Below are 14529 nucleotides of genomic sequence, written 5' to 3' on the forward strand. Positions count from 1 at the left end.
CGCACCGCGGAATTCGTTCTTCAGGAAGGTTGGCGGCGAGTCATGCACACCCCCACCACCGGCTGGCTGCTGCGCGGTACGGACGGCCGGCTCACGGCCTACGCCCCGAGAGCGGAGGGCATCGCCCGCTGGACCGAGGACCGCCCCGGCGGCCCCTCCTGGACGGGCCCCGAACTGCTGGCCGCGCCGGGGCTGCTGCCGTACCTGTCGGTGTCCCAAGGGCCCGACGGCTACGCGCATCTGGTGGGACTGCGGCGGCAGCCGAAGGACAACGGCGAGGTCGCGACGGACGTCGTGCACGCCACGCAGTTCCAGCCGGGCCGGCCGCCGACGATGTGGCGGGCCCTCGGCACGCCCTACGGCGGCGACTGGCGCCGGGCCGAGCAGATCGGCCTGCCGGCGGCGGTCGTGGGCCACTCCGGCGCGCTGCACGTCTTCGTGCGCAACGCCGGTGGCGGCGTGTGCGGGCGACGCCAGGACGCCAAGGGCTCCTGGGGCGGCTGGCTGGACCTCAAGGGCTACGACCTGCTCGACGGGCTCTCCGCAGCGGCGACCGAGGACGGCCGTATCGACGTGATCGCCCCCGCGCGGCAGGGCGCGCACCGCTGGAGCCAGGAGAAGCCGGGCGGTGACCTGAAGCGGGCCCCGGCGGTGCCGGCGGTCGCGGTTGCGGGGACCGCCACGTCCGCCGCGACGGGCGAGACGGGCGTCACCCACTTCTGGCGGGACGCGAAGAACGGCGAGGTGCGCGCCTGGCGGGCGGGCGCCGAGGACGCGGACCCCTCGGACGCGGGTGCCTTGGACACAGGTGTCGTCGACGCGGGTGCCTCGGGCGCGGATGCATCGGACCCGCGCGGCGAGGAAGCGCCGGACGGCGTCGTGGGCTCGCTCGGCGGTGGTGCCGGTACGGGCCCGGTCGCCCTGCTCCGTACGGCCATCGACGGCCACGACTGCACGGTGCTCGCCCAGCGCACGGAGGCCGGCCGGGTGGCCGTCGCCGCGTATCCGACGGGGGACGAGTCGGCGGGCGCGTTCTGGTCCGAGACCGGCGGGGAGTGCGTGGGCGCGCCCGCGCTGGCGCTGGACGCGCGGGGGCGCGTGGTGCTGGCGGCCATCGCGGCCGACGGCGGACTGCGCGTCGCCCGGCAGCGCGCGGAGGAGCCGGGGCTGGCGCTGGGGGCCTGGGTCCCGGCCTGACGGCTGCTTCGGCGGGGCGGGTGCCGGGGCCCCGTCGTACGTTCCGCTGAGGATGTACGTTCCGCCCGCCGAGACCGTACGCACTGGGGCCGCCCCACGGGGCCGGGGCGCGCTCTGCGGTCCCGGGGCCCGTAAGCCCGCGCCCGGAAGGCAGGGCGCCACGGCCTCACTCCTTCATCCACGACCGCGCGATCTCGCCCAGCGCGGCGACCAGCCGGTCCCGGGACCTGGCGGAGTCGCGGAGTTCGCGGCTGTTCTCGTCGTGGAGGAACGGGACGCCGTGGTCGGCGGCGGTCCGTGCCTGGACGTTGGTGGTGCCTTCGAGGCGGCCGCAGTCCTGGGACCAGGCGCGGCAGACGGCGAACCCGGCGGCGGAGAGCTTCTTCGCGGCGCGGCGGGCGGGGGCCGTGCCGGCTTCGTCGGGGCCCGGGGAGAGCACGATGTCGTGGTCCGGTGAGTTCTCGTCGGCGAAGCCGTGCACCTGGATGCCGGGGACGCGGCGGGCCACGAGCTCGGTGCAGATCGCGTCGAAGACGGAGTCCTGCCGGTGGGCCATGTCGGCCGTGATGCCCTTGCCCGCGTCGCGGGGGGCTCCGGCGAGCACCATGATGCCGCCGGGCGTCCGGGTGAAGAGGCCGGCGCCGATGAGTTCGGTGTGCAAGTCGGAGCGCGGGTGCGGGACTTGGACGCTCCAGCGGACGCGCCGGCCGAGGTCGATGTAGACGCGGCCCCAGCCGTGGCCCGTCCGGTGTTTCTCTGTGATCTCGGCCACCGTGCGGTCCGTGCCCGCGAGCCGGGCGGTGCGGACCGTGTAGCCGACGGCCGAGAGGTTCTCGCGGGCCTTGTCGAGCTTGCCGTCGAGCACCTCGGCGACGCCGTCGGCGAGTGCGGTCCGCTGGTCGGCGGTGGGGGTGCGGTAGCCGTCGTGGCGGGGGAAGTCCGCCACGTAGTCGCCGACCTCGTCGGTCAGGTGCAGCACGGGCTGTGCCGGGGCCGAGTGGGATATGAGGAGGGCGGCGATGATCGCCAGGGCCCCCGCCGCGCACAGAACGGAAAACGTGACGAGGGCGGTGCGTCGTCGGCGGAGTGACTTGACTGCGGGGAATTGCATGGAGATACAGCGTAGGCGGTCTTGGCGGGCGAATTGTCACAGGCCCGAGCCGAGTTGGTCCAATCCGCAATCTGTTGTGTGTCGGATTCGTGAGAACCATGTGTCAACGCTGGTGAAACAGCACGTCAACTCCCCGTGTCGATACCGAGGTTGTGTTTCGGCCGGGTGAGCGGTCTCCGCGAATGCCGTTAATCATGAGATACGATGTTCGCCAATTCATGAACTGGCGTGCCGAACTTCCCTGACCAGGAGCGATGCCATGCAGGCAGCGGGGGCTGCCCCTCGACCGCCACAGGCCCGGCGCAAGCGCGCGAATATGCCGTTGCTCGGTGGCGTACAGCCACCAATAGCGGCGTTGTTGGCCTTGTTGGTGGCAATTTCCGCCCTTACCTCTCTTACCGTCGGTAGCTCCGACGACCGGTCCGTCTCGCGGGCCGTCATCGAGTCCCAAGAACATGTCGCGACCGATACGGCGCGTTCTCTGGGGTCTTCTCTCGAACAGAACACGGCTGATCTTCGGGATGCCGTAGCAATACTTGAACAACATTCACCAAAACCTCCCGAATCGGTGCTGAGTTCACTCGGCGCCGCTTATCGGAAGTGGCGCGGACTCGCGGTCGTGGACCCGAAGACGGGCAGACTCCTCGCCGCGCGCGGCGAGACCGTACCGCTCGACAAGTTCGACGGCCGCTCGGACGACAGCCTCCGGCCCCGCCTGGTGACCACCGGCTCCGGCGCGCCCCGACTGCTCTCCTTCGCCTACCTCGACGGGCCGGACGGCACGGAACAGCTGGTCGTCGCCGCGGGCACGCTGCGGCTGCCCGCCGAGCGCGGCAACCGCACCACCTTCGTCACCGGCCCCGGCGGACGCGTCATCGCAGCCTCGGGCGACCAGGCCGACACCCCCGGTGTGCGTGAACTCGCCGCGGGCGACGCGGGGTCCGTACGCCGCGACGGCGACCGCTACTTCGCCGTCGGCCGCGCGGACGTCCCCGGCGGCGACCGCGTCCAGCGCCTCGGACTCTCCGTCGCCACCACCGTCCCCGTGCCCTCCGGCACCGCCGTCGGCAGCGACCGGCTCCTCGGCCCGCTGGCCGCCGTCGTGCTCCTGGTACTCGGCCTCCTCGTCGTCTGGTGGCTCGTGCGCCGCGTCCAACGCCCCTTGCGCGGACTGGACATGGAGGCCGCCCGGCTCGTACGCGGCAGCCTGGACCGGCCCGTGAACGTGACCGGCCGCGGCGAGACCGCCCGGATCGGCAGGACGCTGGAGGCGCTGCGCCGCCAACTCCTCGGCGAGCGGCCCGAGCCCGCCGCGGCGAAGCCCGTGCGCGGCGGGCTGCGGGTGACCGCGCTGTGCTGTGCGGCCCTCATCACCGCCTGGGCCGTGGCGCTGCCCGTACTCAACCTCGCCGACGGCCGGAGTCCCGTACCCGCGCAGACCGCCCAGGACCAGCGGTACCGCACCGAAGCGGCCTCCGAGCGCGTCCGGCGCACCCTCGGCGAGGGGATCGCCGACCTGTCCTCGGTCGCCCGGCTCGGCGCCGAGGGCGGGATCCGCACTGGGAATGTCATGGACACGCTACTGCCCAAGCATCCCGAGTGGAGCGCCCTGTACCTCGTGGACGGGGACGGGGAGATCCTGCTGCGGTCCGGCGTCGCGAAGGGCGGCGTGGACCGCAAGGCGGCCCTCGGCGGCGCGAAGGACGCGAAGGACGCGAAGGACGCGAAGGACGCGAAGGACGCCAAGGGCAGAAAGGACGCGAAGGACGCGAGGAGCACGAGGAACGCGGAAGGCCCGGCGCCCGCCGTCGTCCAGCTCAACCACGGCGGCAAGGTCCCGGTCTCCGCCGCCGTCGTCCCCTTCGGCGAGGGCGGGCGCCGACTCGTCGGCGAGTTCCAGCCCGCGGCCTTCAACGGGCTGCTCAGCCGCCCCGGAATCGGCCGGTCCTGGCTCGTCGACGCCCACAACCGGGTGATCGGCTCCAACCAGGGCTTCATCGCCTTCAGCGCGCAGCCCGGCAACCAGGCCCGTACGCTCACCGCCGCCGCACCCGTCAAGGGCACCGCACCGGTGGACGGCCTCGGCTGGCGCGTCGTCACCCAGAAGCCGCTGTCCTGGATGCCGTTGGCCTCGTACGAGACGCAGCGGCGCGCGATCCTCGTGGGGCTGCTCGCCTTCACCGCCGCCCTGCTCTGCCTCGGCTGGCTCCAGCTCACCGTGATCCGGCCGCTGCGCGCCGTCGACCGGTCGGCCGCCGCGCTCGCGGCCGGCGACCGTACGAGCGTGATCTACCCCCGCCACCACGACGAGGTCGGATCGATCGCCCGCTCCCTCGAACTCATCAGACAGCGGCTCGCGGACGCCGACCGCCACAGCGCGGCCATTGACCGCCCCCTTTCCACCGTCGCCCAGGGCAACTGACAAGCAGGGACATGCTTTTCCTCTACAGCGTCTTCCTCATCGCCTCCCTCACCCTCCTCGTCGCGGGCATCGTCGAACAGCGCCGGCACTACGCCGCCCTCGAAGCGATTCCCCAGCGGGTGCTCGTCAACGGCATCCGCGGCAAGAGCTCCATCACCCGGCTGTGCGCGGGTGCGCTGCGCGGCGGAAACCTGACCACCGTCGCCAAGACCACGGGCACCGCCGCCCGATTCATCCACCCGGACGCCACGGAGGAGCCGGTCTACCGCAAGTTCGGCATCGCCAACGTCGTCGAGCAGATCGGCATCGTCCGGCGGGCCGCCTCCTATCGGCCGGACGCGCTGGTCATCGAGTGCATGGCCGTGATGCCGGCCCTCCAGGAGGTCAACCAGACCAAGCTGATCCGGTCCACCATCGGCGTGCTCTGCAACGTCCGCGAGGACCATCTCGCCGAGATGGGCCCCACCCTCGACGACGTCGCCCGCTCGCTGTGCCGCTCGATGCCCGTCGGCGGCGTATGCGTCACCGCCGAGCGGGACCGGCTGCACATCCTGCGCGAGGAGGCGGCCGCGCGGAACTGCGAGCTGATCGTCGTCGACCCGGAGACGGTCTCCGACGAGGAGCTGCGCGGCTTCAGCTGGTTCACCTTCAAGGAGAACGTCGCCATCGCGGTCGCGGTCGCCGAACTCCTCGGCGTGGAGCGCGCCACGGCCCTCCAGGGCATGTACGACGCGCCGCCGGACCCCGGCGTCCTCTCCGTCGAGAAATACCGCACCCCCAGCGGCCACCGGCTCTCCTTCGCCAACGTCTTCGCGGCCAACGACCCCGAGTCGACGCTGATGAACGTCCGCCAGCTGCTCGGCCTCGGCGCGATCGACCGGCCCCTGCACGTCGTCATCAACTGCCGCCCCGACCGCGTCGAACGCAACGGCCAGATGGGCGCGATCATCCCCGACCTCGACCCCGACACCGTCTTCCTGATCGGCCACCCCACCAGGAGCGCCCGCGACGGCATCCCGGCCCACTGGAACGGCCGGGTCGTCGACCTCGGCGGCGACAGCCGCGACCCCGACGAACTGCTCGCCCAACTCCTCGACGCCATGCCCGGCGACGCCTCCCTGGTGGCCGTCGGCAACATCCACGGCCAGGGCGAACACCTCCTGGAACGGCTCGCCCTGCTGCCGGACGCCGAGTCCGCCGAGGCCCGTACCGGCGCCTCCTCCCACATCCCCGTCCAGCGCACCCCCCACAGCTCCCGCACTGGAGACACCACCCCGTGACCCCCGTCGAACTCACCCCGGACATGGCCGCCATCGGCATCGCCCTGGGACTCCTCTTCTCGCTCATCTGCTACCTGACGACCAACCTCTCGCCCGGCGGCATGATCACCCCCGGCTGGCTGGCGCTGACCCTCGTCGGCGACGTCCGGCTCTTCGCGATGGTCCTCGGTGTCACCGTGTTGACCTACATCTCGACCCGGGTGCTGCAAGGCGTCGTCATCCTCTACGGGAAGCGGCTGTTCGCGGCGGTCGTCCTGTGCGGCGTCCTGCTCCAGGCCACGCTGTACCTGATCCTCCAGCAGCAGTTCCCGATGCTGTTCGCGCACCAGACGCTCGGCTACATCGTCCCCGGCCTCATCGCCTACCAACTGGTCCGCCAGCCGCCCCGCGCCACGCTGGTCTCGACCGCCACGGTCACGCTGGGCGCGTATGTGGTGCTGACCGCGGGGGTGCTGCTCGGAGCGCTCCCCAGCGTCTGAGACCGATGTCTGAGACCGGCACCTGAGACCAGCGTCTGAGACCGGCACCTGAGACCGGCGTCTGGATCTCGCGTCCGAGACCAGCGCCTGAGACCAGCGCCTGAGACCAGCGCCTGCGACCAGTACGTGCGACCCGTACGTGCGCGATCAGCGTCCGAGACCCGTCCCGGACCGGCGTCCGAAATCTGTGCCCGGACCGGCGTTTGAACTTCCCGCGCCGCATAAGACGACCGCGCCGAAGAAAGGCCCTCACACCCATGGCAGCCCGCATCAAGAGCCGGCTCCCGCTCGCCGTCCTCGGCGCCCTCGCCGTCACGGCCGGAGCCCTGACGTACGAACTCCACGCCGACCCCACGGCGGCCCGGTCCCCGGACCCCACGGCCCGCCACACCCGCCTCCCGTCCGCCCTCACCGGAGGCTCGGGCGGCACGGCCGGCTACCGCTACGACCGGCTCACCGGCCCCGACCGCACCGTGGTGCGCGACACCTCGGGAGCCGTCCTCGCCACCCTCACCGACGGGGCCCGCACCGCCGTGCTCACCGGCCCCGGCCGCACGTTCTCCGAGCCGCGTGCCACCAAGTCCACGGTGGTCACCGACAGTTGGGTGCGGCTGATGCCCCGGCCCTGGAAGCCCGGCGAGGAGCGCGCGCGGTGGTTCGCCGACTGGCTGCGCACCTACCGCGGCAGCCGGGCGCCGGACGTCTTCGACGTCTCCATGCAGTACGTGCGCGGGGCCGCGCCCAAGAAGGACGCCAAGGGAACCCGCTACGCGGGCGACGCGTCCTTCGGCCCGCTCAACCCCAAGGGCGCGCACGGCAGGGACCTGCGCCTGGAGAAGTCCGACTTCTACCAGTACCTGGGCAAGCCCTGGACCTTCCCCGACTCCGGCGCCGCCGCCCCCGAGCGGGTCCGGTACGGTTCCGTCGACTGCTCCGGCTATGTGCGGCTCGTCTACGGCTACCGCTCCGGGTACCCGCTGCTCGGCTCCGACCACAAGGGAGCGGGCCTGCCTCGTACGGCCAACGGCATGGCCACCGTCGGCCCCGGGGTCTCCGTCATCGCGAACCGCCGCGCCCGCCCCGCCGAACTGGACGCGCTGCAACCGGGCGACCTGGTCTTCTTCGACATCGACCGGCGCACGGGCCGACGGCTCGACCACTCGGGCATCTACCTCGGCCTCGACACCGACGGGCACCCGCGCTTCATCTCCAGCCGCGAGGAGGGCAATGGGCCCACCCTCGGCGACGAGGGCGGCGACTCGCGCCTCGACGGACCCGGCTACTACGGGAAGGGGCTGCGCAGCGCCAAGCGGCTCTGAGCGCCGATCGCCGCCGCCATTGGCCGATCGACGCCATTAACTGAAAGCCGACGTTCAAACGCCGTGTGGCGGGGCCCTTTCCGCAAGGGCCCCGCCACACGCTCGTACGCTCCGGCTCCGGCTCCGGCTCCGGCTCCGGCTCCGGCTCCGGCTCCGGCTCCGGCTACGCGGGCACGCTCGCGACGCCCGGCTCCAGGAAGCGCTTCCCGTTGACCCGCTCGGAGACGCCCTCGCGGTCCAGGTACGGGGTGATCCCGCCCAGGTGGAAGGGCCAGCCGGCGCCGGTGATCAGGCACAGGTCGATGTCCTGGGCCTCGGCCACGACGCCCTCGTCCAGCATCAGCCCGATCTCCTGCGCCACGGCGTCCAGGACGCGGTCGCGCGCCTCCCGCTCGGTCAGGGCGGTGCCGCCCTGCTTGAGCAGCGCCAGGACCTCAGGGTCCAGCTCCGGCTTACCGGAATCGTGGACGTAGAAGCCGCGCTTACCGGCCTTCACGACGGCCGCCAGGTTCGGCGAGACGGTGAAGCGGTCCGGGAACGCGCCGTGCAGCGTCTCGGAGACGTGCAGCCCGATCGCGGGCCCCACCAGCTCCAGCAGCACCAGCGGGGACATCGGCAGCCCGAGCGGCTCGACGGCCTTCTCGGCGACCTCGATGGGCGTGCCCTCGTCGATGACGTTCTGGACCTCGCCCATGAAGCGGGTCAGCACGCGGTTGACGACGAACGCCGGGGCGTCCTTGACCAGTACGGCCGTCTTCTTCAGCGACTTGGCGACCGCGAAGGCGGTGGCCAGCGACGCGTCGTCGGTCTGCTCCGCCCGGACGATCTCCAGCAGCGGCAGGACCGCGACCGGGTTGAAGAAGTGGAAGCCCACGACCCGCTCGGGGTGCTTCAGCTTCGACGCCATCTCGGATACGGACAGCGAGGAGGTGTTGGTGGCGAGGATCGCGTGGGCCGGGACGGCCGCCTCGACCTCCGCGAACACCTGCTGCTTGACGCCCATCTCCTCGAAGACGGCCTCGATGACGAAGTCCGCGTCGCCGAAGGCCGCGGCCTTGTCCAGCGAGCCGGATACCAGGCCCTTGAGCCGGTTGGCCTTGTCCTGGTTGACGCGGCCCTTCAGGAGCAGCTTGTCGATCTCGCCGTGGACGTAGCCGACGCCCTTGTCCACCCGCTCCTGGTCGATGTCGGTCAGTACGACCGGCACCTCCAGGCGGCGCGCGAAGAGCAGCGCCAGCTGCGAGGCCATCAGCCCCGCGCCGACCACGCCGACCTTGGTGACCGGGCGGGCCAGCGACTTGTCCGGGGCCCCGGCCGGCCGCTTGGCGCGCTTCTGCACCAGGTTGAAGGCGTAGATGCCGCTGCGCAGCTCCCCGCCCATGATCAGGTCGGCGAGCGCCTTGCTCTCGGCCTCGAAGCCGGCCCGCAGGTCGCCGTTCTTGGCCGCCGCGATGATGTCGAGCGCGCGGTACGCGGCCGGGGCCGCGCTGTGCACTTTGGAGTCCGCGATGGCCCGGCCGCGCGCGACGGCCTGGTCCCAGGCCTCGCCGCGGTCCACGTCGGCCCGTACGACCTCGGCGGTGCCGCCGAGAACCGACGCGGTCCAGATCAGCGACTGCTCCAGGAAGTCCGCGCCTTCGAAGAGCGCGTCGGCGATGCCGAGTTCGAAGACCTGCGCGCCCTTGAGCTGGCGGTTCTGGTTGAGCGAGTTCTCGACGACGACGGAGACCGCGCGGTCCGCGCCGATCAGGTTCGGCAGCAGCACACAGCCGCCCCAGCCCGGTACGAGCCCCAGGAAGACCTCGGGCAGCGAGAAGGCGGGCACGGCCTTGGAGACCGTGCGGTACGTGCAGTGCAGGCCGACCTCGACGCCGCCGCCCATCGCCGCGCCGTTGTAGTACGCGAAGGTGGGGACCGCCAGCGAGGAGAGCCGCTTGAAGACGTCGTGGCCGCCCTTGCCGATGGCGTACGCGTCCTCGTGCCGCTTCAGCAGCTCGACGCCCTTGAGGTCCGCGCCGACGGCGAAGATGAAGGGCTTGCCGGTGATGCCGACGCCGACGATCGTGCCGTCCGCCGCCTCCTTCTCCACCTGGTCGACGGCCGCGTCCAGATGCGCCAGCGACTGGGGGCCGAAGGTGGTCGGCTTGGTGTGGTCCAGGCCGTTGTCCAGCGTGATGAGCGCGAACCTGCCCGCGCCGCCCGGCAGATCGAGGTGGCGCACGTGCGCCCGCGTCACGACCTCGTCCGGGAACAGCTCGGCCGCGCCCTTCAACAGCTCAGCGGTGGTCGTCACTTGCCTGCCCCTTCGAAGTGCGGGTTCTCCCAGATAACGGTGCCGCCCATGCCGAAGCCGACGCACATGGTGGTGATGCCGTAGCGGACGTCGGGCTGCTCCTCGAACTGCCGCGCCAGCTGCGTCATCAGCCGCACGCCGGAGGAGGCCAGCGGGTGGCCGAAGGCGATGGCGCCGCCGTACTGGTTGACGCGCGGGTCGTCGTCGGCGATGCCGTAGTGGTCCAGGAGCGAGAGCACCTGCACCGCGAACGCCTCGTTGATCTCGAAAAGGCCGATGTCGTCGATCGACAGCCCCGCCAGCGCGAGCGCCTTCTCGGTCGCCGGGACCGGCCCGATCCCCATCACCTCGGGCTCGACGCCCGCGAAGGAGTACGCGACCAGCCGCATCTTGACCGGCAGGCCCAGCTCGCGCGCCACGTCCTCGGCGGCGATCAGCGAGGCGGTGGCGCCGTCGTTGAGCCCGGCGGCGTTGCCCGCGGTGACCCGGCCGTGCGGGCGGAACGGGGTCTTGAGAGACGCCAGATTCGCCAGCGTCGTCCCCGGCCGCATCGGCTCGTCGGCGGTGGCCAGCCCCCAGCCCGTCTCGCCCGCCTCGGCGTTGGTGCGGCGCACGGAGACCGGCACCAGGTCGGCCTGGATCCTGCCGTTGGCGTACGCCTTCGCGGCCTTCTCCTGGCTGCGCACCGCGTACTCGTCGGCGCGCTGCTTGGTGATGTGTGGCAGCCGGTCGTGCAGGTTCTCCGCCGTCATGCCCATGAACAGGGCCGACTCGTCGACCAGCTTCTCCGAGACGAACCGCGGGTTGGGGTCCACACCCTCGCCCATCGGGTGGCGCCCCATGTGCTCGACGCCGCCCGCGACGGCGATGTCGTACGCCCCGAACGAGACGCCGCCCGCCACGCTGGTCACGGCGGTCATCGCGCCCGCGCACATCCGGTCGATGGAGAAGCCCGGCACGGACTGGGGGAGCCCGGCCAGGATGCCGGCGGTACGGCCCAGGGTCAGCCCCTGGTCGCCGATCTGCGTCGTGGCGGCGAGGGCGACCTCGTCGACACGGGCCGGGTCCAGGTCCGGGTTGCGGCGCAGCAGCTCCCGGATGCAGTTGACGACCATGTCGTCGGCGCGGGTCTCGTGGTAAATGCCCTTCGGGCCCGCCTTGCCGAACGGGGTGCGGACACCGTCGACGAAGACGACGTCCCTAGCGGTACGAGGCACGTTGGCTCTCCTCCAGTTGCGTACGGGCGCTACGAGGGCACAGCCGTGCCGAGCCGGGGCACGGCGTTGGCTCCCACCGCCATGCTACTTGCGGGTAACCAGGCTGCCCAGCCCCCTTGGCCCAAGCGGTGAAGGTCACATCTCGCGTCGAGCCAAAAGGCCGAAAAAAGACCCCCGCCGGCCGGCCGGACGGACTGGCGGGCGGGGCGGGTGCATCAGTGATGAACCCAATTCGCGGGCGTCAGGGCAGTCGCCAGGGCACGGGCTCCGGGCGGCGACGCCACCACCAGCCGACCGCGGCCTGATCCGCGGAGGGGCCTGACAGCTCTCTGCGGAGACTCCCCGACAGGTCCTCCTCTGTCGCCGCGGCGAATCGGCTGTCCAATTCGGTCAGGGCCTTGCCGAGCGGCTCGGCCACCTCATGGGGCAGCCGGGCGCCGATGCCGGCGAGCTCGTCGCGGGCTTCCAGCCGTTCTCGATAGAGGTCGGCGGGATACCACCCCGACGGCGCCCAGCCGGATTCCAGTTGCCGCACGAACCGCTCCCATACGGTCAAGTTGTCCTTCGCGGACCAGATGGGACTGCCGATGCCGTCATCGAGGGAATACCGCGCCAGGCCCGAGGCGGCCTGTCGCACTTGCTCCACCGTCGCCGCGAACGCTTCGGCCACCGGGGTCGCCGGCTTCTGCTCCCGCACGATCTCGGCGAATCTCGTCACGACCGCCTTGGGCAGCTGAGGCACCGCTGCCTCGACGGCGGTGATTTCGTGGAGAGGGGGCTCCTCGTCGGAGAGTTCGAGCCGGGCACGCGTGAGAAGCCCTTCCGGCGTCACCGCCCAATAGGCACTCGGAGGGGCTTCCTCGGCGGGGAACAGAACGGTCGTCGCGGTGGCCTTCGCGAACCTCGCGGCGACTTCGGGCTCAAGTGGCTGATCAGCCGCCTCGTCCTGGACGTAGATGTCCAGCGACCACGCGACGTCACCATGGACCGCCCGGTATTCGCACGAGACGGGCGCATCCCAGTTCCGGAGGTCGGGATCGCCGTCCGGATCTGCCACCTCCACATCTCCTGCGGCGATACCGAGGCAACCGGCAAGAGCGACGGCCATGGTCTCGGGACTGACGGCGTCGACGGTGAGGAGGTTGTATGTCACGAATACGTCCCGTTGTAGATGGCCAGGGCTTTCTCGACGATGCCTGGATTGTTGGTGAAACGCGGGTTCCTGGTCAGCTGCGGTGCGGCGCTGATGTCCCCTTTGGCTTTGGCCACCTGCTGCAGGGCGGCGTACTCGTTTCTGTCGAGCTTCACGATGCCCGGCGACGATGACGGCGCCGGCGATTGTCTCGCCCGAGGTGTCGTGGATCAGCGTCTGCGCCGCCCTGTTGGCCGCTGCGGCGATGTCTTCCATGTCGTCGGCGAACGTGCGCCAGGCGTCTGCGATGTCCCGCAATTTATCGACGTCGGCCGCAGGTCATTCGATTCCAGTGACGGCGGTGACGATCTCCCGGGCCTTGTCACTGGCACTCACCCGTGGTGCCCCGGGCGGTGCGGGTCTCCAGGGGCCGCCGACGGCATCTTGCTGAACATCGATCCGACCAGGGCATCGTTTTTCACGTGCCTGTCCGCTATGTCGGTCATCTATGTCGATCATCGCCGTGTGGATGCTCGCCAAGCCGTCCTTGACGATGCCTGCGGACTTCTTAACCCGGTCGACGATCGGCCCGTACTCGTCGTGAAACTTCTTCCACCATGGCCTGCCGTTCCCGGGGGCGGAGGCACAAAGATCAGCTGAGGCACAAGACCGAGTGACGGGGCGACCTACGCCGAGTTCAGACCCCCGCCCGCCAGGCGGACCGGCGGGCGGGGGTGCGTGGGGCGGCGGTGGTCACTCCACCCCGGCCCGTAGCGCTTCGGTGAGCACGGGGGTGACCTGCTCGATCTGCCAGGGGCGTGCGCCGTGGCCCGCGAGGACGTCGGCGACCGCGTCCGGCGTCGGATCGGCCGGGGGTTCCCAGCACAGCCGTCGCACGGTGTCCGGGGTGATTAGGTTCTCCTGCGGCAGGTTCAGACGCTCGGCGAGGTCCGAGACGCCCGTGCGGGCTGCCGAGAGCCGGGCGGCGGCGACCGGGTCCTTGTCGGCCCAGGCGCGCGGCGGCGGGGGGCCGGTCAGGGCCTGGCCGGGCTGTGGCAGCTCGGTGTCCGGCAGGGCGCGCGCCCGGTCGATGGCCGCTTGCCACTGTTCGAGCTGCTTGCGGCCCATCCGGTGGCCGAAGCCGGGCAGTGCCGCGAGGGCGTGGGCGTTGGGCGGGGTGCCCAGCGCGGCCTCGATGATCGCGCTGTCGCCGAGCACCTTGCCCGGCGAGACGTCGCGGCGCTGTGCGATCTGGTCGCGCGTGGTCCACAGCTCGCGCACCACGGCCATCTGCCGCCGCCGGCGCACCTTGTGCATCCCGGAGGTGCGGCGCCAGGGGTCCTTGCGCGGCGGTGCGGGCGGCGCGGCGGCGATGGCCGCGAACTCCTGGTGCGCCCACTCCAGCTTCCCCTGCCGCCGCAGCTCCTCCTCCAGCGCGTCGCGCAGGTCGACCAGCAGCTCCACGTCCAGCGCGGCGTAGCGCAGCCACGGGTCGGGCAGCGGCCGGGTCGACCAGTCGACGGCGGAGTGCCCCTTCTCCAGGGCGTAGCCGAGTACGTTCTCGACCATCGCGCCGAGTCCGACCCGGGCGAATCCGGCGAGCCGACCCGCGAGCTCCGTGTCGAAGAGCCGCGTCGGCGTCATGCCTATTTCGCGGAGGCAGGGGAGGTCCTGGGTGGCGGCGTGCAGGATCCACTCGGCGTCGGCGACGGCCGCGCCGAGGGCGCTGAGGTCGGGGCAGCCGACCGGGTCGATGAGTGCGGTGCCCGCGCCCTCGCGGCGCAGCTGGACGAGGTAGGCGCGCTGTCCGTAGCGGTAGCCGGAGGCGCGCTCGGCGTCGACGGCGAGCGGGCCGGTGGCCGCCGAGAAGGCGGCGACGACGGCTGCCAGCGCGTCGGCGTCGGCCACGACGGGGGGCATGCCCTCGCGTGGCTCCAACAAGGGAATCGGCGCCGAATCGACGTCGTCCGGGGGAGCGCCCCCGGTGGTTCGCAGTGTCATTTCTTCTGCGGTCTCTTGGGCGTCGGTCACCGGTCAAGGGTATCTGTGTATAGGAAGCGCCCGCCGACGGAACGTTCC

10 protein-coding genes and 1 pseudogene are annotated in these 14529 nt (G+C 71.6%); 5 read left to right on the plus strand and 6 right to left on the minus strand.

Annotated elements, in window-relative coordinates; genetic code table 11:
- Positions 1-42: 42 nt before the first annotated feature.
- Positions 43-1197 (plus strand): hypothetical protein, encoded by a 1155-nt coding sequence (locus tag AB0I22_RS08025; protein ID WP_363129817.1) that lies wholly within the window; start codon positions 43-45, stop codon positions 1195-1197.
- A 166-nt stretch (positions 1198-1363) separates the two neighbouring features.
- Here the strand turns inward: AB0I22_RS08025 and AB0I22_RS08030 are convergent, their stop codons facing one another.
- Positions 1364-2308, minus strand: a complete 945-nt coding sequence (locus tag AB0I22_RS08030; RefSeq protein WP_363129818.1) for a hypothetical protein — start codon at positions 2306-2308, stop codon at positions 1364-1366.
- A gap of 568 nt (positions 2309-2876) precedes the next feature.
- Here AB0I22_RS08030 and AB0I22_RS08035 point away from each other — a divergent pair.
- The 4 genes and pseudogenes from AB0I22_RS08035 to AB0I22_RS08050 all read left to right on the plus strand — a co-directional run bounded on the left by AB0I22_RS08035 (position 2877) and on the right by AB0I22_RS08050 (position 7808).
- On the plus strand, positions 2877-4730 hold the full coding sequence (locus AB0I22_RS08035) for a HAMP domain-containing protein (RefSeq protein ID WP_363129819.1): 1854 nt from the start codon (positions 2877-2879) through the stop codon (positions 4728-4730).
- An 11-nt stretch (positions 4731-4741) separates the two neighbouring features.
- Positions 4742-5932 (plus strand): annotated as a pseudogene (pgsB, locus tag AB0I22_RS08040) (poly-gamma-glutamate synthase PgsB); the annotation flags it as partial.
- Between the two features lie 74 nt (positions 5933-6006).
- Positions 6007-6489 (plus strand): poly-gamma-glutamate biosynthesis protein PgsC/CapC, encoded by a 483-nt coding sequence (locus AB0I22_RS08045; RefSeq protein ID WP_363129820.1) that lies wholly within the window; start codon positions 6007-6009, stop codon positions 6487-6489.
- Between the two features lie 257 nt (positions 6490-6746).
- Complete coding sequence (locus tag AB0I22_RS08050; RefSeq protein WP_363129821.1) at positions 6747-7808, plus strand: NlpC/P60 family protein; 1062 nt, start codon at positions 6747-6749, stop codon at positions 7806-7808.
- 163 nt (positions 7809-7971) lie between these two features.
- On the opposite strand, the gene AB0I22_RS08055 is transcribed toward AB0I22_RS08050, so the two are convergent.
- The 5 genes from AB0I22_RS08055 to AB0I22_RS08075 form a co-directional block, all read right to left on the minus strand.
- Positions 7972-10101 carry a 3-hydroxyacyl-CoA dehydrogenase NAD-binding domain-containing protein gene (locus AB0I22_RS08055; protein WP_363129822.1) on the minus strand — a complete coding sequence of 710 codons (2130 nt, stop codon included), beginning with the start codon at positions 10099-10101 and terminating at the stop codon, positions 7972-7974.
- Positions 10098-11318, minus strand: a complete 1221-nt coding sequence (locus AB0I22_RS08060; protein WP_363129823.1) for an acetyl-CoA C-acyltransferase — start codon at positions 11316-11318, stop codon at positions 10098-10100. Before AB0I22_RS08060 ends, AB0I22_RS08055 begins: the two co-directional genes overlap by 4 nt.
- A gap of 241 nt (positions 11319-11559) precedes the next feature.
- Positions 11560-12471, minus strand: coding sequence for a hypothetical protein (locus tag AB0I22_RS08065; protein ID WP_363129824.1), 912 nt, complete (start codon positions 12469-12471; stop codon positions 11560-11562).
- Positions 12468-12626, minus strand: a complete 159-nt coding sequence (locus AB0I22_RS08070; RefSeq protein ID WP_363129825.1) for a hypothetical protein — start codon at positions 12624-12626, stop codon at positions 12468-12470. Before AB0I22_RS08070 ends, AB0I22_RS08065 begins: the two co-directional genes overlap by 4 nt.
- A gap of 577 nt (positions 12627-13203) precedes the next feature.
- A complete protein-coding gene (locus AB0I22_RS08075) occupies positions 13204-14481 on the minus strand; it encodes a ribonuclease D (RefSeq protein ID WP_363129826.1) in 1278 nt (425 codons plus the stop codon).
- Positions 14482-14529 lie beyond the last annotated feature (48 nt).

The organism is Streptomyces sp. NPDC050610 (assembly GCF_040654875.1).
Lineage (GTDB): Bacteria > Actinomycetota > Actinomycetes > Streptomycetales > Streptomycetaceae > Streptomyces.

Bases quoted from the DNA above. Each gene is read 5' to 3' on its own strand.
- AB0I22_RS08025 (WP_363129817.1), top strand. From the start codon at position 43: ATGCACACCCCCACCACCGGCTGGCTGCTGCGCGGTACGGACGGCCGG.
- AB0I22_RS08030 (WP_363129818.1), bottom strand. From the start codon at position 2,308: ATGCAATTCCCCGCAGTCAAGTCACTCCGCCGACGACGCACCGCCCTC.
- AB0I22_RS08050 (WP_363129821.1), top strand. From the start codon at position 6,747: ATGGCAGCCCGCATCAAGAGCCGGCTCCCGCTCGCCGTCCTCGGCGCC.